This is a genomic window from Nocardiopsis listeri NBRC 13360, from assembly GCF_001570765.1.
Classification (GTDB): domain Bacteria; phylum Actinomycetota; class Actinomycetes; order Streptosporangiales; family Streptosporangiaceae; genus Nocardiopsis; species Nocardiopsis listeri.
Genome location: NZ_BCSH01000008.1, coordinates 57,395 through 76,274 on the forward strand (window position 1 = coordinate 57,395; position 18,880 = coordinate 76,274).

Sequence of the window (18,880 nt, forward strand, 5' to 3'; positions counted from 1 at the left end):
ATTGTCGGTATGTCCATGTATAGCACCGGCGGGAGCCCGGGGTCGACCCCGGGCCCCGCGGAATCGGGAGGGATCGATGTCACAGGACTGGCCGCGGCGACCGGAGAGGTCGGCCCGTCACTACCGCGAGCAGGGTTTCTGGGAGGACGGATCGCTGGACGACCTGCTCGAAGAACAGGCCGCCCACAGGGCGGATCATCCGGCGCTGGTCTCGGGTGGGGAGCGTCTGACCTACGCGGAGCTGAACGCGCGTGTGGACCGTCTGGCCTCGGGGTTGGCCGGACTCCCGATCCGTCGAGGCGAACGCGTCCTCGTGCAACTGCCCAACCACACCGAGTACGTGGTCACGGTCTTCGCCCTCTTCCGGATCGGGGCCGTACCGATCCTGGCCCTACCGGCGCTGGGCCCCGCGGACCTGGAATCGCTGGTGCGCATCGGTGAGGCCGGCGCCATGATCGTCGCCCCGGGTCGTGGACCGAGGGCCTCATCGACGGTCGCCGAGAAGATCGCTCTCTCCGCCCCGTCCGTACGGCACCTGGTGGTGGCCGGTGGCTCCGGGGACGGCACCGCGGTGCCGTGGGACTCGCTCCTGACCCCCTCCGAGGGACCCCGCCCCGCGTCCATCTCCTCGGAACGTTCCCCCGACGACCTGGCGCTGCTCCTGCTGTCCGGGGGCACCACCGGAACCCCCAAGCTGATCCCCAGGACCCACGCCGACTACCGCTACAACGCACGGGCTTCGGCCGAGGCGAGCGGAGTGGACGAGAACGCCGTCTACCTGGCCGTCCTTCCCGTCGCCCACAACTTCACGATGGTCTCCCCCGGCATCGTGGGCACCTTCGCGGTCGGGGGCACCGTGGTCCTCTGCCCGGACCCGAGTCCGACGACCGCGTTCGAACTGATCGAGCGCGAGCGGGTGACCATCAGCGCACTCGTCCCGGCCCTGGTCGGTCCATGGCTGGACGAGGCCCGCAGGTCGGAGCGGGACCTGGGTTCGCTGAAGGTCCTCCAAGTGGGAGGAGCACGCCTGGACGAGGCCACCGCCCGCAGTGTGGGACCGACACTGGGCTGCCGTCTACAACAGGTGTTCGGCATGGCAGAGGGTCTGAACAACTACACCGGCCTGGACGACCCCGAAGACCTGGTGTGCACCACCCAGGGCCGTCCGCTCTCCCCTGCCGACGAGGTCCTGGTGGTCGACGAACAGGGAGATCCGCTCCCCGCGGGCTCAGTCGGTGAATTGCTCACCCGGGGCCCCTACACCCTCCGGGGCTACTACCGCGCGCCGGAGCTGAACCCCTTGTGTTTCACTCCGGACGGGTTCTACCGCACCGGAGACCTCGTCACCCGGTCCGAGAACGGCGACCTCACGGTCGTGGGCCGGGTCAAGGACCAGATCAACCGGGCGGGAGAGAAGATCGCCGCGATCGAGGTCGAGGAGATTCTCATGGGCCTGCCGGGGGTACGGGCCGCCGCTGTTCTGGGCCTTCCCGATCCGGTGCTCGGTGAGCGCTCGGTGGCGCTCCTGGTCGCTCCGGGGCAGGAGGGCCCGACCAAGGAGGAGGTGCGCGCGGAGTTGTCCGAACGTGGAGTCGCGGCCTTCAAGGTGCCCGACGAGGTACGCCGGGTGGAACGGCTTCCACTCACCGGGGTGGGCAAGGTGGACAAGAAACGCCTCCGGCGGGAACTGACCGGGGCCTAGGAGAACGGACGGTGGTGGGGGCGGGGCGGTTTCCGCCCCCACCACCGGTCAGGACTGGAACGCGACGAGGGTCTCCTTGGTGGTCACCGTGACGGCGCATCGGCGAGCGGCGTAGGACAGGGCCGTCTCGTGATCGCGAGCGGAGAAGTCGGCCACCGCGTCCGCGACGACGAACGCCTCGATGTCCCGCATGAAGGCGTCACAGGCGGTCATGAGGACACCGATGTGGGCGTACACACCGCACACGACCAGCTGGTCCCGTCCCAGGGCACGCATTCGCTCCTCCAGGTCGGTACGGACGAAGGCACTGTAACGCCACTTGGTCAGGACCACCTCGTCCGGGGTCGGGGCCAGGTCCTCGACGATCCCGCTGTGCGCGGGATCGTCCCTGAGCCCTTCTCCCCACAGGTCCCGTAGCAGGCCACGCTCCTGTTCGTTCTGTGAACCGGGTTGGGCGGTGAAGATCCGGGGCACCCGGCTCGATCTGCACCGGTCGAGGAGGGCACCGATGTTGGCCAGCAGTTCCGGGACCGGTTCACTTCCCGGGGTGAAGGCGTCGAGAAAGTACCGCTGCATGTCGTGGACCAGTAGGACACAGCGCGCGGGGTCGATCTTCCAGTCCATCCGTTCGGCGGACGGAGCCCCCGGCATGGGATAGGGCTCGATGGAGGGCAGGGCGGACACAGGAGTCTCCTTCTATGTGTGAAGGCGTGGGGATCGGGGGCAGGGCAGGGCCCACACGTGGTCGGCCGCGTTGGTCGAGATCAGGCTCCGAGACCGGCTCCGCCGTCCACGCGCAGGTCGTGCAGGGTGATGTGTCGGGCCCTGGCGGAGAGGAGGAAGGCCACGGCGTCGGCGATGTCCTCGGGGGCGGCCACTCGCCCCAGGGGAACATCCACCCGGAAGTCGGTGAGGTCCGGCCCGTTCGGAGAGAGGCTCTCCCTGGAAGTGCCATCGCCCCACAACCGCCGACGCATCGGTGTTTCGGTGGAGCCGGGAGAGACCACGTTGCACCGGATCCCGTGAGGGGCCATCTCGAGGCCGAAGCACATGGTGAACTGGGTGGCGGCGGCCTTGGATGCGGCGTAGGCGGCCATGGACACCCTGGGAACCGAGGCGGCGTCGGATCCTACGGTGACGATGTTCCCGTGCCCGCGAGACACCATTCTCGAAGAGACCGCACGGCAGACGTTGAAAACCCCCAAGGCGTTGCTCGCGAAGAGTTCGTGCCAGTGCCGGGTCGGGAAGTGCGAGGTCGCCCCGTGGCGCAGGAGACCGGCGACGTTGGCGACGGCGGTGATCGGCCCGAGACCCTGCTCCACCTGGTGGACCAACCGTTCCACGGCGTCCTCGTCGCCGATGTCCACGCCGTAGTGGACCACCCGGTGGCCTTCGTGTTCGAGTTCGGCCGCCAACCGTCGGGCCGGGGACTCACGGCGGTCGACCGCGGCGACGGTGTGGCCTTCCGCCGCCAGGCTCCGCACGACGGCGGCACCGATACCTCCGGCGGCACCGGTGACCAGGGCGACACCCTCGTCGGATCCATCTGACTTTCCCGGTCTATCGGGATGAGAGGTCACAGCGCTCCCTTCACGAGCGTTCCGCGCCGCGTCCGGAGCTCCAAGACCAACGAGGGCGGGCTCACGCGATCACAGACAACGTGGACAGACACCGGTCAGTTCGAAGGTGTGGTCGACCTGAGCGAAATCACTCAGGCAGCGGATCTTCTCCACGACCGCTGCGATCTCGGCGACCTGCGCGATCTCCTCCACCTCACCGCAGACACGACAGAAGAGGTGGTAGTGGCGGACAGGTGTTCCACACCGCCGGTACAGACGCTCCCCTTCGGGCGACTGGATCGTGTCCAGCACACCCTCCTGGGACATCCGGTGGACCGTGCGGTAGATGGTGGACAGGCTCGGCGGACCCGTGGCGCAGGAGTGCGACCGATCCAGGTCCCGCAGGATCTCCCGACAGCTGCGAAAGCGGGAACTACGGTCCAGGACCTGGAGCACGGCTTCGTCGTACTTGGGTGTGTTGACCATGTCAGTCGACCGCCTGGTGTGGGGTCACCAGAGGCAAGCGGCCGAATCGGTGTCGGCATCGCCCTACGCACACGAGGAGGACTCCCGGAGACGCGACTCGATTAGATGAAAATGATTATCAGTACCGTAGCACGCGCGAGGACCGGCCCGCCCGAACCACCTCCACCCCGAACGGGCGCACCGAGCCCCCTCGAGACTGTGTAGAGTATGGAAACGATTTTCATTTCCAAGCCGGAGAAGGCACCTCGGAGAGGAGTACCCGATGCGCATCGCACTGGTCACCGGGCTGCACGCGACCGCGCGACGTCAGGCCGTGGACGACTTACTGGCCACCGTTCCGCGCTCCATCGCCGTACACCACGACCTGGACGACATCGGCGACGGCGCCGTACACCGTGTGGTGCGCGACCGCACGGGCCCCGCTGGGAGCGAGCAGGTGAACCTCGACCACGCCTGTGCCTCCTGCACCCTGCGTGAGGACCTCATCCCCTTCCTCCTGCGCACCGCGGACGCCGGCCGACACGACCTGTGCGTCGTGGAGTCCTGGGACGGAGTGGAGCCCCGGCTGACCGCCGAGAACATCGCCGCGCAGGAGAGGCTGCACCTCGTCACCGTCGCCACCGCCGTCGACATCGCCCATCTGACCGTGGACCTGGGCAGCGACCACGATCTGAGCGACCGCGAACTCGACATCGCCCAAGACGACTCCCGCACGGTCGCCGAAGTCCTCAACCGGCAGGTGGAGTACCCGAACGTGATCGTCCTGCACGGCGCGGGGTCCGACCGTCATGCGCAGACACTGCTCCAACAGCTCAACCCCGCGGCCGCGATCGTCCGTTCGGGCTCGGACCTCCAGGACTTTCTCGGCGGACGCTTCGACCCCGAGTCGACCCATACCCGGATCAACCCGGCCTGGGCCCAGTACACGGATCACGCCGAAGAGCAGGGCGTGAGTTCGGTGACCTGGTCCAGGACCCGGCCGCTACACCCCGATCGGCTCTCCGACGCGTTGGAGGAGATCGTCTCCTTGAGCCTGCGAGGCAGGGGCAGGTTCTGGCTGGCCAGTCAGCCCGACACCCTCCTGGTGTGGGACTCCCACCAGGACCTGCTCATGGTGGAGAACGGCGGCCCCTGGATGGCCGCGCTCCCCGACGCCGCCATGGACCTGGTCTCACCCGCCCGGCGTTCCTCCGCCCTCCTGGACTGGGACCCGGTGGTGGGCGATCGCCGCCAGCACCTGTCCTTCACGGGGGTCGGTATGGACAGCGGGCGCCTGTTGTCCCTGTTGGATTCGTGCCTGGTCACCGACGCCGAAGCCGACCAGGACTTCCAGAACGATCCCTTCGCCGAGTTCTCAGAAAGGTGACCATGCCCACCCGCCATCGCCGCACCCTCAAGCCACCCCGCGAACGCCGCTTCGCCAACCCGTTGGGCGACGCCGACCGCGTCGACTACAAGGACACCGCCCTTCTCCGCAAATTCATCTCGGAGAAGGGAAAGATCCGCAGCCGCCGGGTCACCCGCGTGACCGCACGCCAACAGCGCCTGATCGCCGCGGCGGTCAAGAACGCCCGCGAGATGGCCTTGCTGCCCTACCCATCCTCGACGAAACAGAGCTGACCAGGAGGAATCCAGCATGTCCCGTGTCTGCCAGGTGACCGGAAAAGCACCCGGTTTCGGTAACTCCGTCTCCCACTCGCACCGCCGCACCAAACGCCGTTTCGACCCCAACATCCAGAACAAGCGCTACTGGCTGCCCAGTGAACGGCGATTCGTCAAGTTCCGGATCAGCACCAAGGGGATGAAGGTGGTCGACGCCCGAGGCATCGAACGCGTGGTCGCCGACATTCGCGCCCGAGGAGGAAGGGTCTGATGGCCAAGAAGAGCAAGATCGCCCGCAACGAACAGCGCAAAGCGGTCGTCGCCCGCTACGCAGAGCGCCGTGCCGAGCTGAAGCGGCTCATCAAGAGCCCGCACACCGGCGAGGCCGAACGCGCCGCCGCCGTCACCGAACTGCGCCGACAGCCCCGGGACGCCAGCGCCACCAGGGTGCGCAACCGCGACTCGGTGGACGGTCGACCCCGCGGCCACCTGACCAGGTTCGGCCTGTCCCGGATTCGCTTCCGCGAGATGGCCCACCGAGGGGAGCTGCCCGGGATCACCAAGTCGAGCTGGTGACCCCGGGCGGGGACCGCCGTTCGCGATCCGACCGGCCCGCGGGTCCCGGGTGTACACCTCTCCCGGGGCCCGCGACCACGATCGTGCTCAGGAAGCGGGGTGTTCGTCCCAGTGGTCGTCGTGCCGACGGTGGAGGTGCCCATCATGTACGTAGTCCACGTGGTCCTCGTGCGGTACGGACACGTGCCCGCAGCCCTCCCCGTGCTCGTGCGGGTGGTCCTCGTGGGCGACGTGTTCCTCGGTGGAGCACTCGTCCCAGTGGTCGTCGTGGACGTGGTGCAGATGCCCGTCGTGCACGTAGTCCACATGGTCGTGGTGGGGCACGGAGACGTGACCACACCCCTCACCATGCTCGTGTGCGTGGCCCTGGTGCGTCAGATGTGCGGTCGCCATACTCTCCCCCGAATACGGTTCCTTCACGATGATCCCGAAAACAGCAATAACGTATCCATTCGCCATCCGCCCTTCAAGGGTCCGCGAAGACGGAAACAATACTTTGCCCCGACATGCACAGCGGAACGGGTTCGACGGCCAAGCAAAGCCATCACCTGCATCGATGCGATCATGACAATGGTTTCCATCGCCGCTTGAAGCGTCGAACAAGAACGGCTTTTCACCTGCCCCGGAAATCTTTTCGGAATCGGACACGGGCCCAAGGGTGTTCGATTCGGCTCACGCGAAGAGGTCGCCTTCCCCTTGCCGATGACCAGAGGCGGGACGGTGACAGCGATCGCCTCCCCTCCCCTCCCCTCCCGGCCCCTGCCCGCTCGACGTGACCAGGGAACCGGGGTGGCGGAAACGACCCACCGACCAAGAGTCCCTTCCAACCGTTGTCCACCGACACCCATCGATGGGAAGACCGAGCAACCGCTCTCGTCCACTTCCCAGGTACGACCAAGGAGACGAACGTTGCCCGAACACGACGATCCCTACGACCACTCCGGTCAGTTCATCGACCCGATGATCACCGGGTGGTGGGAACACCACGGCACGACGGTCGCCGACGCCCTGCGAGACCTTCCCACAGACGCAGGACCCGTGGTCGACGCGGGTGCCGGCGGCGGCCTGGGAACACGGCTCATCGCCCGCACCCTTCCCCGAGCACACGTCCTCGCGATCGAGCCGTCGCTTCCCTTGCGCTCGGTCCTGCTGTCACGGGTGTTCGAGGACCCGCACCTACGTCCGCGAGTGACCGTGGACGGCGACGATCTACTCTCGGCCCGGCTGCCGAACCGGCTCGGCGGAGTGGTGGCGGCCAACCTCATCGGCCACTTCAGCCCGCACGAGCGGGATCGGCTCTGGGAAGACCTGGTGGCCCGCCTGACTCCGGGAGCGTTCGTCCTGCTCAACCTGCCCGCACCGGTCGAGCCGGAACGTGTCGGGCGCACCAGGATGGCCGAACTCCACATCGGAGGGCGGCACTACGTCGGCTGGGCCGAGGCGGAGCCGATCGGTACGGAACAGCTCTCCTGGAACATGACCTACGAGGTCTACGAAGGCGACCGGCTCATCAGTCGCGACGAGATCCACTACGCCTGGTGGACGCTCTCCGAACAGGCGCTCCATGCCGAAGCCACCCCGCATGGTCTGCTCGTGGTCCCCCACGGTCCGGCGGAGGCGGGCCTGTTCAAGGTTCTTCGCGAAGAGAATCATCGGATGTGAGGCCGCCGTTCGGTGGCTCGGCACTCCCCCGTGCGGCACCACCCGTACCAGGGGTCAGGGGCGGGGATAGAGGGGGCGTGGCACGGTCACCCGTGACCAGTCGGTGTCCGAGCCCAAGTAGAACTCCGGATAGGTCGGCTGGTTGTAGGTGGTCTGCTGCGAGGCGATCCCGACCCGGTACCCGGGATCGTGCATGAGTGTGTGCAGCATGTGTTCGGTCTCCTCGGTGGAGGTGTACACGCGCAGCGCCGATCCGTCCTCGGTGCGCAGGACGAGTTCCTCCCGCCAGTCGCCGAGCACGTCGGCGACCAGGGACGGGTTGCCCTTGGTCCCGTTGTTGGTCGAGGTGCCCTCCGCGTTCAGCAGCGTGCCACGGTCCCAGTCCTCGATCGTGGGGGACTCCGCCTCGCCGTCGACCTCGGCGCCCTCGATGATCTGGGTGGTCATGTCACCCGCCCAGCGGATACTCATGTCGGTGCCGGGGACCTGCTCGCCCAGCCGCTCGCCGTCGGCCGACCACAGGCCACCATCGCCATCCTCACCCGGGGGCATCGACGACCACACCTCGTGACCGGGACTACCGGGGTCGACGTCGCCGACCATGCCGCGGCCGGTGTCGCGCCCGGAATAGGAGCCGAACAGCACCTCGCCGGTGTCGGCGTCGCGCATGGCCTGACCGTAGGGCGCCATGGTGGCGCCCTCGTGGACGGTCCAGATCCGCACGTCACCATCGGGGGTGAACCGGCCGGTGTGCATGGCATCGCCGTGGCCGAGTTTGACGTACTCACCCGGAGATCCGCTTCCGGGCGGCAGGGTGTCGTGGGAGGAGTAACGCAAAGCGCCGTCCGGGTTCAGGGTGGCGGCCCCATAGACGATCTCCTGGCGGTGATCGCCGTCCACGTCGGCCACGCTCAGGGAGTGGAAACCCTGCCCGGCCAGGGTGCCCAGTCGGGGGTCGGTGCCCACGCCTTCGTGCGGGGCGGCGTCGAAGGGGTTGTCCATGGGCACGTGCCCGCTGTCGGCCACCCAGCGTTCCCGGATCCGTTCACCATCGAAATCGTGGGCCACGATCACCGATCGCGTGTAATAGCCGCGAGCGAAGATCGCGGAGGGGGTGCGACCGTCCAGATAGGCGACGCCGGCCAGGAAACGGTCCACCCGGTTGCCTGGTTCGATGCGACTCATGGCGTAGTCGCCCCACAGGAGGCCGTCGTCCCCGCGGCCTGGCTCGTAGGGGACGGTGTCCAACTCTTGGCCGCTGAGACCGTCGAACACGGTGAGGTACTCGGGCCCGTCCACGATGAACCCCTCGAACTCGCGCAACCGGTTGTTCTCGCTGCGCCCCGGCGCGTAGACGTCCATGAAGTGGTCGGTCAAGGCCTCCGCGTCGGCGCGTGAGAGCGGGTAGTCGTACTCGGGGACGATCCCGAAGGCCTTCTCCAGGGTGACGGGCCAGTCGCCCGCCACCACCTCGGGGTGTTCGTGCCAACCGAGGAACAGGTCGACGACGTGGTCGTAGTAGTCCTCGGCGCTCATGCGGTGGTCGTCCTCGTGGGTGACGCCCGCCGCGACGTCCTCGTCCGGCAGGGTGATGTGGTCTTCCTCGACTACCTCCCCGTCCGGCCCGTAGGTGGTGCTCTTCGTTCCGGGCGCGGTTTTGAACATCAGTTCGGCGCGGCCGTCGCCGTCGAGGTCGTAGACCAGGAACTGGGTGTAGTGGGCACCGGAGCGGATGTTCACGCCCAGGTCGATCCGGTTCAGCAGGGCGCCGTCGAGCGTGTAGGTGTCGATGAGGGTGTTACCGGTGTAGCCCGGCTGGGAGACGTCCTTGGAATCGGTGGGGTCCCACTTGACCACGAACTCGTACTGTCCGTCGCCGTCCACGTCACCTACGGAGACGTCGTTGGCGGTGTGGGTGTACTCGTCTCCGGCGGGGGTGGTGCCGCCCTCGGGTTGTTCGAGGGGGATGTCGAGGTGGCCGTCGACCCAGGCGGCGACGGCTTTGGAGGCATCCTGTTCTCGGCCACGGACCACCGCGGCGACCCGGTACTCGGAGTCGGTGGATCCTTCGACGTCCAACAGGTTCGTGCCGTCGGCGACGGTCGCGATCGGCTCCCCGTCCCGGTAGACGCGGAAGTCGGGGCCGGTCAGTCCCGTGTCCGAGTGTCCGGTGACCTCGTGGGCGAGCAGCCGCCATCCCAGGTGGACGCCTTCGTCGGTGTCGACGGCGACCAGTCCACGGTCGAGCCGCTCGAGTTCCATCAGATGTCGGGGGCCGATGTCCGTGTGGGTCTTTGGTGCGGCCGCGGCGAAGCCGGGGATGAGGAGCAGTGCGGCGGCGGTGAGTGCGGTCAACCGAAAAGGGATGTGCACGGGGGTACCGGGGGACAAGGTTCCACCTCCTGGTGCGAAGGGGAACAAATTGACACTGAAAGCGCTTTCCGTCAAGAGGTCCGAAACCCGCGCCCTTCTTCCCGAAGACATCCGAGAGAACGGGTGCGCACCCGTGGGGGTCCGGTGTGAAGCGGGGTGAGGCCGGTGGGCCGAGGCGATGCGGCCCACCGCGCCGATCACAGGTTCTTGCTCTGCGCGTCCCACTCGGGGTCGACGCACAGACCACATTCCTCGCCCACGAACATGCCCGCGGCCTCGGTGTCGTCCTTGAGTTGCCAGCGCAACCACGCGCTACCGACCCGCCCGTACTCGCCGCCGTCGGGTTCGGGGAAGGTCCCGTAGTGCCCCACGTCGAGGTGGCCCATGAACGCGGGCAACCCCTCCGGAAGATCGCGCCAGTCGTTGAGCGCGTTGTCGTAGGCGATGTCGCTCGGCCCGCCGGTGAAGTAGGCGATCGGGGCGTGCAGGTGGTCGAGGCGGCCCGGGTCCCTATCACTGAACATGCCGCTGTTCCAGATCACCGTGGTCGTGATGCGAGGGTCGTCGGCGACGTCGTAGGTCTCCAGCCCACCGCACGACTGCCCCATGACGGCGATCCGTTCGGTGTCCACGTGTCCGCGGTACTCGCTCAACAGCCGGGTGTTCTCATCGACCGCCCAGTCCACGGACTCGATGAGCATCTCCGCGTCGGTGCTGCCCGAACCGTCCGGGCGACCGTTGGCGATGACCAGGAAACCGTGTGAGGCGAACTCGGTGAGGATGTTCTCGAACCACGTCCCATCGGCGCGGCAGGCGCCGTTGCCCCAGGCCACGATCGGCAGGGGCTCGTCCTCGGGCAGGTCCAGGGGTCGATAGACGGTGTGGGCGGGCAGGCGACGATCGGTGACGTATCCGGCCTCATGGGGACCGCTACCACCGGCGACCTCCACGACGTCGGCGGAGGCCGCGGCCCCCGAGGGGACCCCGACCAGGGCGGCGGCCAGGAGCGTCCCGGTCAGGAGTGCGGCGGATCTTCGGGCGGGGGTCGATGTTCCCATCGCTGTCTCCCTTGGATGGAGGAGAACACCGGCCATCCGGTGTTCAGGGAGTGAATATCCGCGCCGCGCACCAGGGCGTCAACGGGGCCTGTCGACGAACGGGTGGGATCACCGATCCCCGACCCCCGCACCGCGAACAGATCGCGGTGTTCCACCGATGCGCGCCCCGAGCCCGAGGCAGAGAGTGAGACGGAGAACATCCGACCGACAAGGGAGACCCGCGTGGACGACAGCCCCCTGCGCATCTACGACTTCATGGCCTGCGACGTCTTCTGGGACTTCGACGGAACACCGTTTCCCGCGGAGCAGCACAAGTTCCTCGTCTCCTTCCATCCCACCCCGGGGGTCCCCACCCCGGAACTGATTCGATCCATCACCGCGCGCGGCCCGGACGGGTACCGGGTGGAGTTCGCCGACCAGGAGTTCACCCCCGCCAACACCAATGGCCACATCTATGACCACGCCCTCGACCACTACTGGTACATGGTCAACCTCCCCACCGGTTTCCTGCCCGGGGGCGTGTACTCCATCGAGGTGTCGGGGGTCGACGGTGAGGTCCGGACCCGTTCGCGTCACCACGACATCGCGGCCTCGCGGCGCCTGGTGGAGTTCTACACCTCGCACCGGAGCGAGCTCGCGGAGTCCTTCGCTCCCTCGGGCCGAACCCGGTTGGGGACGGTACCGGCCGACGATGAGCTGGAGTGTTCCTGGTCGACCTTGAAGGACCTGGGCGGACCCGACGCCCACTACATCTTCCGTCTGTCCACCGGGGGGTCGGCCAAGGAATTCGACACCCAGAACCTCACCTGGTGGGACAACATCTTCGTCGAGCGCATGCGCGGGCACACCGACGCCGGCCTGAACCGTTCCTCTGTGCGGGTGGGCGCCGACCTGGCGGCCGACACCCCCTACGCCTACTTCGTGGAGGCCACCGACTCCAACGTGCAGAGCGAGACCAACATCTGTCTCTTCCAACCGCACCAGTACTTCCACACCCCGGCTCGGGCCGCGGCCGGCACCGGGGCCTGAGTCGAAGCCCCGCAGGGGTCGGAGAGATCGCTCGACGGTGGGGCGCACGTTCGAGGCGCGCCCGTGCACCGGGCCACGGACCGGGCCCGGTGCACGGGGGGCACGACGGCCGGCGTCCGTCGCGCCCCCGGTCTCAACCGCTGACGTTGAGGTCGGAACTTCCGCTGCTCTGGTAACCCTCGGTGGCCAGGATCATGTAGTGCACGAAGTCACCCAGTTGCATGCCCGCGGCGTTCCAGGCGTCGAAGTGGTTTCCGGTGGTGATGGTCCCGCCCGTACGGGTCGACTGACGCACGCTCCAGAACTGCGGGAACGTATCGCTGTCGCCCTCCACCGACGGGGCGTCATAGCGCATCGTGTGGTAGAGGTCGTAGCTTCCGCCGTCGCTGTTCACCGTGCCGCGGAAGTCACCCTCGGGCCGGTAGGTGCCGAAGTTCTCGACGACGTAGTACTCCACGAGCGGGTTCGAGGTCCACCCGTACAGGCACAGGTAGCCGTTGCCGGACGGGTTGAAGCTCCCCGAGTAGTCGACGTTCCTTCGGCCTCCGGTGCTCCAGCCCTTGCCGCACACGAAGTTGCCGGTATCGCTCCACTGGGTGCTGTAGGAGCCCCCGGCGCCCAGGGTCATGGAGACCGAACCGCCACCGTCGGTCCAGAACGAGTAGAAGTACCCGTCGTGGGTGCCGGTCTGGTTCTCGGTGATGGTCTGGGCATGCGCGGTGCCGGGCAGCAGCAGCGGGGGCACCGCCACGGCCAGGGCGCCGGCTCCGGTGAGTCCGATGAATTTCCTGCGGTCGAACGTGGGGTGGGGGGTGTCGTTCATGGTCGTCTTCCTCCTGGTGGGCCAGGCGGCGCGGCACGGAAGGACCCTTGGTGACCAGGGACGCGTCACCGTGTGTCGGCGCCGTGCGGCGCAGCGGGGTCGGCTTTTCGCCGTGCCATGAAGTATCTGTTCCACACGTACGCTCGTCAACAATTTCCGGAATATTTCGGAAACATTAACGGCTATTCAGTTGCCATCTTGCCTGGTCAGTCACCTTTCTTACGACTCTAGCCTCAGATAACCTTGGAACCCGGTTCCTCCGCATCTGCCGGGATCAACTAGGTTTCCGAAACTTTTCGGACACTTTCGAGCAGTGAGCGTCCGCCCCACCCCCTGAGGCTCGGAAGGGATCCCCACAACGGCCGGCGAGCTCCGGCCCGATCGGCTTCGTAGGACCTTGCTCGGTGAACGAACGCGAGTCGATGTTCTCCTGAGGGTTTCGGGCCTCGCGGTCGCCCAAGGACACGTTCGGGAATCAAGGCGCGAGCCCCGAGGCCGGGTCGGCCAGAGCACTGTCTCACTCGAAGCCGCGGAGCGCAGATCGGCGATCTTCTGGTATTCGGGGTCGGCGACCATGCGACCGAACGTTTCTCGATCGGGATAACGCACCGGCAGGACCGCGCCCCACCCGCGCACGTCTTCAGCGATCAAGGGGCGCGAACACGTCGCCGGCATAGAGCGGTTCGGCTCCGTATTTCCGCGAAAAAGGGCCGCTCGTCGTGAGTCCCCTTCGCAGGAGGAGCGACCTTCTGGGGGTGAGGCGCGGCAGGTCGAGCATGACAACGGGATCCTCCCCGCCCCGCACCGACATGTCCGCGGGGGCCGACCCGGAGGGGCCGACGGCCATGGGCCACTCCTTGTGCGGTCGTTGGACGCACCGAGCGTGAGCGGTGATGCCCACCATGGAAACCGACTGGTCGGTATGTAACGCCGACACGCTCGAACGCCCACCAGGGACACACGCCCATCGAGCACCTCACCCCTCGCCGCGAGTCACACCACCCCGAACGCGGGAAGCCGGTCAGAAGCGGCGTTCCCACAGCTCACAGCGCACGCCGAAGGTCCCGAAATGCAGTGCATTCTGCCACAGAAGATCACGTGGAAATAACAGAACGATATCGCCAAATCACTCCCCCCGTGACCCACTTCAGACTTATACGACACCCGAAAATCACCCGACTTGCACCTTTTGCTATAGTCCGTCTGTTGGTCCCAACCGCCCCATGCGTCCCACACGGATCACGCGACATCGGGCGGCGGACAAACGGCCACCTTCCCCGCCGATCCGCAATCGGCGGGCCCACGCGACGACGAAACCACGGCCGGATGCCCAGCGCACAGCGTCGTGCGCACGGGCCGAAGCTCCATGGTCGTTGCGTGCCACAAAAACCGACGGGTGATCCGGCGCCCGTCCTCAGAAAGGAAATGAATGAGCTCGGAGGAAATGGCGGCCCAGCAACTGAGTGGCCCCGTCACCATTTTTCTCATCGCACTTTTCTTCGGTGGAACGCTGTTCATGTCGATCATGATCAGCAAGAAGAAGGAAAATGCCGATGGTTACATGAATGCCGGGCATAACATCGGTTTCGGCATCGCAGCCACCTCCATGACCGCGACATGGATCTGGGCGTCCTCCATGTACGCCTCGGCCACGGCGGGTTACACCTACGGCATCTCCGGCCCCATCCACTACGGACTGTGGGGCGCGTTGATGATCCTGTTCATCTACCCCTTCGGGCGACGCATCCGTGCGGTCGCCCCTCGCGCGCACACTCTCGCCGAGGTCATGTACGCCCGCCATGGACGTTCCAGTCAGTTGATGCTCGCCGGCTCCAACGTTCTGGGCAGCGTCATCTCACTGACCTCCAACTTCATCGCCGGTGGTGCGCTGGTCGCGATGCTTTCGCCCTTCAGCTTCACCCAGGGCATCGTGGTGATGGCGGCCGGTGTCCTGCTCTACACCTTGTGGTCCGGCTTCCGCGCCTCGGTACTCACCGACTTCGCCCAGGCGATGGCGATGCTGGGCGCCGTGGTCGTCATCATCCCGGTCGTCTTCTACGCCGCCGGCGGCCCCGGCATGTTCGAGACCGGGGCGCAGAACCTGACCCCCCAGCAGTCGAACTTCTTCTCCTCGGACGCCTTCCTGAATCAGGGCGCGCCCTACATCGCCGCCGTCCTGGCCTACGCGATCGGCAACCAGACCATCGCCCAGCGCCTCTTCGCGGTACGAGAAGACCTCATCAAGCCCACCTTCATCACCGCCACCATCGGTTACGGCGCCACCGTCATCGGCATCGGCATGCTCGGTGTGATGGCCCTCTACCTGGGCCTGGAACCGATGAACGGGGACGTCAACAACCTCATTCCCCAGATGGCGACCACCTTCCTGGGCCCGATCCTGCTGTGCGTCTTCTTCATCATGATCATCGGCGCGCTGGCCTCCACGGCCGACTCCGACCTGGCCGCGCTCTCGTCGATCATGATGGCCGACGTCTACGGTCAAAACGTCGCCGGGCGCAAGAAGGCCGACCCGAAGACGATGCTGCTGATCGGCCGCGTCACCATGATCGTCGCCACCGCCGCGGCCCTGTATTTCGCCAGCGGTCAGATGAGCATCCTCGACCTGCTCGTGTTCGTCGGCGCCCTGTGGGGTGCACTGGTCTTCCCGGTCATCGCCTCTTTCTACTGGGGCAAGGTCACCAACGTGGCCTTCACCGTGTCCACCCTGGCGGCCGTGGCGATCTTCATCCCCGTCCGCTTCGAGATGCTGCCGATGGACACCCCGGTCGGTCTCGTCGTGGACGTGCTGTCGGTCGTCGGTGTCGGCGTGGTCCTGGGCCTGATGTCCTTCGGCTTCTTCGGGCTCAAGCCCGCGCTGTGGATCGGTTCGATCGCCGCGCTCATCACCGCACCGTTCGGGATCGGGTTCCTGCACGACTACCACGTGCTCAGTGGGTCGCTCGTCGCCTACGCGGTGAGCACGTTGGTCTGCTACCTCATGAGCTTCCGCAACAAGGAGTCCTTCGACTTCGCCCTGATCAAGAAGCGCATCGGTTCGTTCGACAGCGAGGAGGAGCCCGAGAAGGCCCTCGACGACAACGCTCCGAAGCACTGACCAAGAGAGCAAGAGAGGAACCCCATGTCGACCCTGCTGTTGACCGGCTACGTGCTCATCTGGCCCATCATCGTGGCCTTCGTTTTCTACTTCCTCGCGCGCGGCTTCTTGAAGGACTGGAGCCGAGCACGTAAGGACGGTCGTCCGATCATCTGATCCTTCCGACCGTCCCGGCCGGGTACCGATCCCCAGGACTCGGTACCCGGCCCCTTGAGTCGAATTCCCCGAGGGGAGAAGGCACCGGCCACGTGCACGCATATCCAGGTGAGCGCTCCGGCCGATGCCCACCTCGGTGCCATGGACAGCGCCTCTTCGACCGTGAGGGTCCCCGCCGTCCACGCCGCCGCGCCGTTCCCGGGCCCGGTGGCCGAAGTGGAACGGGCTCGCGCGCTCATCCGCGAGGCCGACCCAACGGCGAGCGTCTGGTCGCCTTCTCCCAGACCCACCTTCCCGATCACCCGTACCGGGTCTGGTTCCGCACCCCGGCATCCTGTACAACACTCAAGCCCATGACTCCCCGGCAAGGGGTCGCCCGGAATTCTTCGGATCGGGCCTGTGGACAACCCCATCCGGGCCCCTGTCGCGGCGCACACTGGAATCATGCTCTCCACCAGCGCGCACACCCTGTTGCGTTCCCTCTTCCAAGACCTGTCCGGTGACCGTCACATCCTCAACCTGAGTTTCCGATACGTCATGTCCACCGCCGTCGACCGGTGGGCGGATCACTTCGAAGTGGAACACCCGGTGGTGATCGAGCGCCTGCACATGGCTCTGACCGGGCAGACCCCGGCCGCCCTGATCGTGCGCACCTTCACCGACCGTGTCCACGAGACCCGTCCCGATGGCACGATCATCCCCCTCAAGCTGGTCCGCGGATGGCGGGTGGAGTACCGCCGACTGGTCCCCTTGGACGAGGCCCAGATGTTCAACGCCCACTGCATTGACGCCGCGTCCGGGGAACCCGTGCCGCCCGAGGCCGGGGTGGAGTACGTGAGCGCCCCCGAAGTGGACCTGTCCGCCCTGGAACGGTCGTGAAGTCGCCGCTCAGGGCGTGTGAGCCACGCCTCGTACCTGTCGACCTCGGGTGGGAGCCCGAACCCCGTCTCTTCGTCGCGCCACCGGCTCACCGGGCCCCGCTTCCACGAGCTCCAGGCCTTCGAAGAAGGCCGCGCTCTCCTCCGATGAGCACTGGAGGTAGGGGGCTCCCCCGCTCTGGTCGTACTGTTCGTGCGCCTCCGAGTTGGCCGTACCGAGTACGTTGGTGCCATCGTTGATCGTCGAGAAGCTCCCTGATGGCAGCGAGTCCAGCAGCCGAAGGACCAGGTCCCGGGCCTGGCCATGATCGGTGAGGTGTCCCAGGGTCCTCATGAACATCAGGGCGATCGGGCGGTCCAGGTCCGATGTCCGGACCGCCGATTCCAGGATCCGCTCCGGTTCGCGCACCGACTCGCCCGTTCATCGATGGGCACAGCGGTGGCAGCGGCGTGTTCACGGTTCGTTACCGCGGACTGGCTAGGTTCGCCGTGTTCACGCCCCCACCCGGAAAGCAGCCCGACCATGTCGGTCACCCGCCGTTCGAAGGCCCACCGTCCCCTCGCCCTGCTCGCCCTCGGCGCGCTCAACGTGGTGCCCGCGGTGGCCCTGCCCTCCACCGCCTGGGCCCAGACCTCTCCCGAACGTGTCCTGCTCTCCCCCACCGCCGACCCCGCCACCTCCCAGCACGTGACCTGGCGAACCGAGAACCTGGACGAGGGAGCACACCTGGAGCTCATTCCGGTGCGCGGCGCGTCCTCGACCTCGCTCCTGCCCGCCGAACCCACCGGGCGGACCGCGGACCGTCAGTACTATCGGGTCACCCTCACCGACTTGACCCCCGACACCGAGTACCGCTACCGCGTCGTCCCCGGTGAGGGCGCGGCCGGGCGTTGGCAGAGCTTCACCACCGCCGACGGTGACGCGGTGCCCTTCGACTTCCTCTACTTCGGCGACATCCAGAACGACATCTCCGCCGGGGCCGCGCCCGTGGTCCGGGCCGCCCTGACCGCCGAGCCCGAAGCCCGACTCGCCGTGCACGCGGGCGATCTGATCGACCACGCCGAGAACGACTCGCAGTGGGGCGAGTGGTACGAAGCCTTCGGGGCCGAGGGCACCGGCGGCATCAACCACGTGACCACGCCCGGAAACCACGAGTACTCCTCCAACGCACTCAGCGGCCACTGGAATCCGCAGTTCCCCGGCGCAGGCAACGGTCCCGCGGAGGGTGTGGACCTGAACGAGACGGTTCACCACACCGATTACCAGGGTGTGCGGTTCATCAGCCTGAACTCCAACTACCGTGACGCCGACGTCGACGACGTCGACGCGTGGTTGGAGTCGCAGACCGAGTGGCTGGTCCAGGTTCTGGAGGACGACCCGAACGAGTGGACCATCGTCACCTTCCACCATCCGTTGTTCTCCAACAGCCCCGGCCGGGACAACGAGCCGCTGCGCCGGGCATGGTTGGAGGTATTGGAGGAGTACGACGTGGACCTGGTCCTACAAGGCCACGACCACTCCTACAGTCGCGGCAACCTGGTGGAGAACCGCACCGAGGACCCCGACATGCACACCGGGCCGGTCTACGTGGTCGCGGTGACCGGCCCCAAGATGTACGAGGCCGACGACGTGAACTGGACCTCCAACGGCGCCGAGGCGCGGGTTCAGGTGAGCCACACCCAGACCTTCCAGTCGGTCTCGGTGGACGGCTCCACCCTGGAGTACGTGTCCACCACCGCAGCCGGTGAGGTCGTGGACGCCTTCACCATCGACAAGGGCGAGGGCGGCAAATCGGTCACCGACGACCGTTGACCCGTCGGTGTCCATGATGTGCGCCGCGTGCCCGGTCCGTGTGGGTGC

19 protein-coding genes are annotated in these 18,880 nt (G+C 66.9%); 11 read left to right on the forward strand and 8 right to left on the reverse strand.

Annotated elements, in window-relative coordinates:
• The first annotated feature begins 76 nt into the window (after positions 1-76).
• On the forward strand, positions 77-1,702 hold the full coding sequence (locus NLI01S_RS03505; RefSeq protein WP_067599043.1) for a (2,3-dihydroxybenzoyl)adenylate synthase: 1,626 nt from the start codon (positions 77-79) through the stop codon (positions 1,700-1,702).
• A 48-nt stretch (positions 1,703-1,750) separates the two neighbouring features.
• Here NLI01S_RS03505 and NLI01S_RS03510 read toward each other — a convergent pair whose 3' ends face one another.
• The 3 genes from NLI01S_RS03510 to NLI01S_RS03520 form a co-directional block, all read right to left on the reverse strand.
• Positions 1,751-2,353 carry an isochorismatase family protein gene (locus NLI01S_RS03510; RefSeq protein ID WP_067599274.1) on the reverse strand — a complete coding sequence of 201 codons (603 nt, stop codon included), beginning with the start codon at positions 2,351-2,353 and terminating at the stop codon, positions 1,751-1,753.
• A 113-nt stretch (positions 2,354-2,466) separates the two neighbouring features.
• A complete protein-coding gene (locus NLI01S_RS03515) occupies positions 2,467-3,282 on the reverse strand; it encodes a 2,3-dihydro-2,3-dihydroxybenzoate dehydrogenase (RefSeq protein WP_067599046.1) in 816 nt (271 codons plus the stop codon).
• Positions 3,283-3,351: 69 nt separating this feature from the next.
• Entirely contained in the window at positions 3,352-3,747 is a 396-nt protein-coding gene (locus tag NLI01S_RS03520) for a Fur family transcriptional regulator (protein WP_067599049.1), read from the reverse strand.
• Between the two features lie 262 nt (positions 3,748-4,009).
• On the opposite strand from NLI01S_RS03520, the gene NLI01S_RS03525 reads away from it, so the two are divergent.
• Genes NLI01S_RS03525 through rpsN form a run of 4 tightly spaced genes read left to right on the forward strand, consistent with a single transcriptional unit; the run spans position 4,010 to position 5,925 of the window.
• Complete coding sequence (locus tag NLI01S_RS03525; RefSeq protein WP_067599052.1) at positions 4,010-5,113, forward strand: CobW family GTP-binding protein; 1,104 nt, start codon at positions 4,010-4,012, stop codon at positions 5,111-5,113.
• Between the two features lie 2 nt (positions 5,114-5,115).
• On the forward strand, positions 5,116-5,367 hold the full coding sequence (gene rpsR / locus NLI01S_RS03530) for a 30S ribosomal protein S18 (RefSeq protein ID WP_067599055.1): 252 nt from the start codon (positions 5,116-5,118) through the stop codon (positions 5,365-5,367).
• Between the two features lie 16 nt (positions 5,368-5,383).
• The gene (rpmB, locus tag NLI01S_RS03535; RefSeq protein ID WP_067599058.1) at positions 5,384-5,620 is read left to right on the forward strand and encodes a 50S ribosomal protein L28; all 237 of its coding nucleotides are present in this window, start codon (positions 5,384-5,386) and stop codon (positions 5,618-5,620) included.
• Complete coding sequence (gene rpsN / locus NLI01S_RS03540) at positions 5,620-5,925, forward strand: 30S ribosomal protein S14 (RefSeq protein ID WP_067599061.1); 306 nt, start codon at positions 5,620-5,622, stop codon at positions 5,923-5,925. The genes rpmB and rpsN overlap by 1 nt, the downstream gene beginning before the upstream one ends.
• A gap of 87 nt (positions 5,926-6,012) precedes the next feature.
• Here the strand turns inward: rpsN and NLI01S_RS03545 are convergent, their stop codons facing one another.
• Positions 6,013-6,318 carry a threonine dehydratase gene (locus NLI01S_RS03545; protein WP_067599065.1) on the reverse strand — a complete coding sequence of 102 codons (306 nt, stop codon included), beginning with the start codon at positions 6,316-6,318 and terminating at the stop codon, positions 6,013-6,015.
• A 516-nt stretch (positions 6,319-6,834) separates the two neighbouring features.
• On the opposite strand from NLI01S_RS03545, the gene NLI01S_RS03550 reads away from it, so the two are divergent.
• Positions 6,835-7,587, forward strand: a complete 753-nt coding sequence (locus NLI01S_RS03550) for a class I SAM-dependent methyltransferase (protein ID WP_067599070.1) — start codon at positions 6,835-6,837, stop codon at positions 7,585-7,587.
• A gap of 54 nt (positions 7,588-7,641) precedes the next feature.
• Here the strand turns inward: NLI01S_RS03550 and NLI01S_RS03555 are convergent, their stop codons facing one another.
• Positions 7,642-9,942 (reverse strand): rhamnogalacturonan lyase, encoded by a 2,301-nt coding sequence (locus tag NLI01S_RS03555; RefSeq protein WP_449289441.1) that lies wholly within the window; start codon positions 9,940-9,942, stop codon positions 7,642-7,644.
• Positions 9,943-10,157: 215 nt separating this feature from the next.
• Positions 10,158-11,018, reverse strand: coding sequence for a hypothetical protein (locus NLI01S_RS03560; protein WP_067599073.1), 861 nt, complete (start codon positions 11,016-11,018; stop codon positions 10,158-10,160).
• Between the two features lie 222 nt (positions 11,019-11,240).
• On the opposite strand from NLI01S_RS03560, the gene NLI01S_RS03565 reads away from it, so the two are divergent.
• A complete protein-coding gene (locus NLI01S_RS03565; RefSeq protein ID WP_067599076.1) occupies positions 11,241-12,047 on the forward strand; it encodes a hypothetical protein in 807 nt (268 codons plus the stop codon).
• 133 nt (positions 12,048-12,180) lie between these two features.
• On the opposite strand, the gene NLI01S_RS03570 is transcribed toward NLI01S_RS03565, so the two are convergent.
• Positions 12,181-12,870, reverse strand: a complete 690-nt coding sequence (locus tag NLI01S_RS03570; protein WP_067599079.1) for a glycoside hydrolase family 11 protein — start codon at positions 12,868-12,870, stop codon at positions 12,181-12,183.
• A gap of 1,429 nt (positions 12,871-14,299) precedes the next feature.
• Here NLI01S_RS03570 and NLI01S_RS03580 point away from each other — a divergent pair.
• From NLI01S_RS03580 to NLI01S_RS03585, 3 genes are all read left to right on the forward strand, one after another.
• The gene (locus NLI01S_RS03580) at positions 14,300-15,985 is read left to right on the forward strand and encodes a sodium:solute symporter family protein (protein WP_067599081.1); all 1,686 of its coding nucleotides are present in this window, start codon (positions 14,300-14,302) and stop codon (positions 15,983-15,985) included.
• Positions 15,986-16,009: 24 nt separating this feature from the next.
• A complete protein-coding gene (locus NLI01S_RS26235) occupies positions 16,010-16,141 on the forward strand; it encodes a putative transporter small subunit (protein WP_223809094.1) in 132 nt (43 codons plus the stop codon).
• A 444-nt stretch (positions 16,142-16,585) separates the two neighbouring features.
• Entirely contained in the window at positions 16,586-17,020 is a 435-nt protein-coding gene (locus tag NLI01S_RS03585; RefSeq protein ID WP_067599084.1) for a hypothetical protein, read from the forward strand.
• A 9-nt stretch (positions 17,021-17,029) separates the two neighbouring features.
• On the opposite strand, the gene NLI01S_RS03590 is transcribed toward NLI01S_RS03585, so the two are convergent.
• Positions 17,030-17,428: an SAM-dependent methyltransferase gene (locus NLI01S_RS03590; RefSeq protein ID WP_067599087.1), complete on the reverse strand. Its 399-nt coding sequence runs from the start codon at positions 17,426-17,428 to the stop codon at positions 17,030-17,032.
• Between the two features lie 114 nt (positions 17,429-17,542).
• Between NLI01S_RS03590 and NLI01S_RS03595 the strand changes: the two genes are divergently transcribed.
• Positions 17,543-18,832: a purple acid phosphatase family protein gene (locus NLI01S_RS03595; RefSeq protein ID WP_067599090.1), complete on the forward strand. Its 1,290-nt coding sequence runs from the start codon at positions 17,543-17,545 to the stop codon at positions 18,830-18,832.
• The last annotated feature ends 48 nt before the right edge of the window (positions 18,833-18,880 follow it).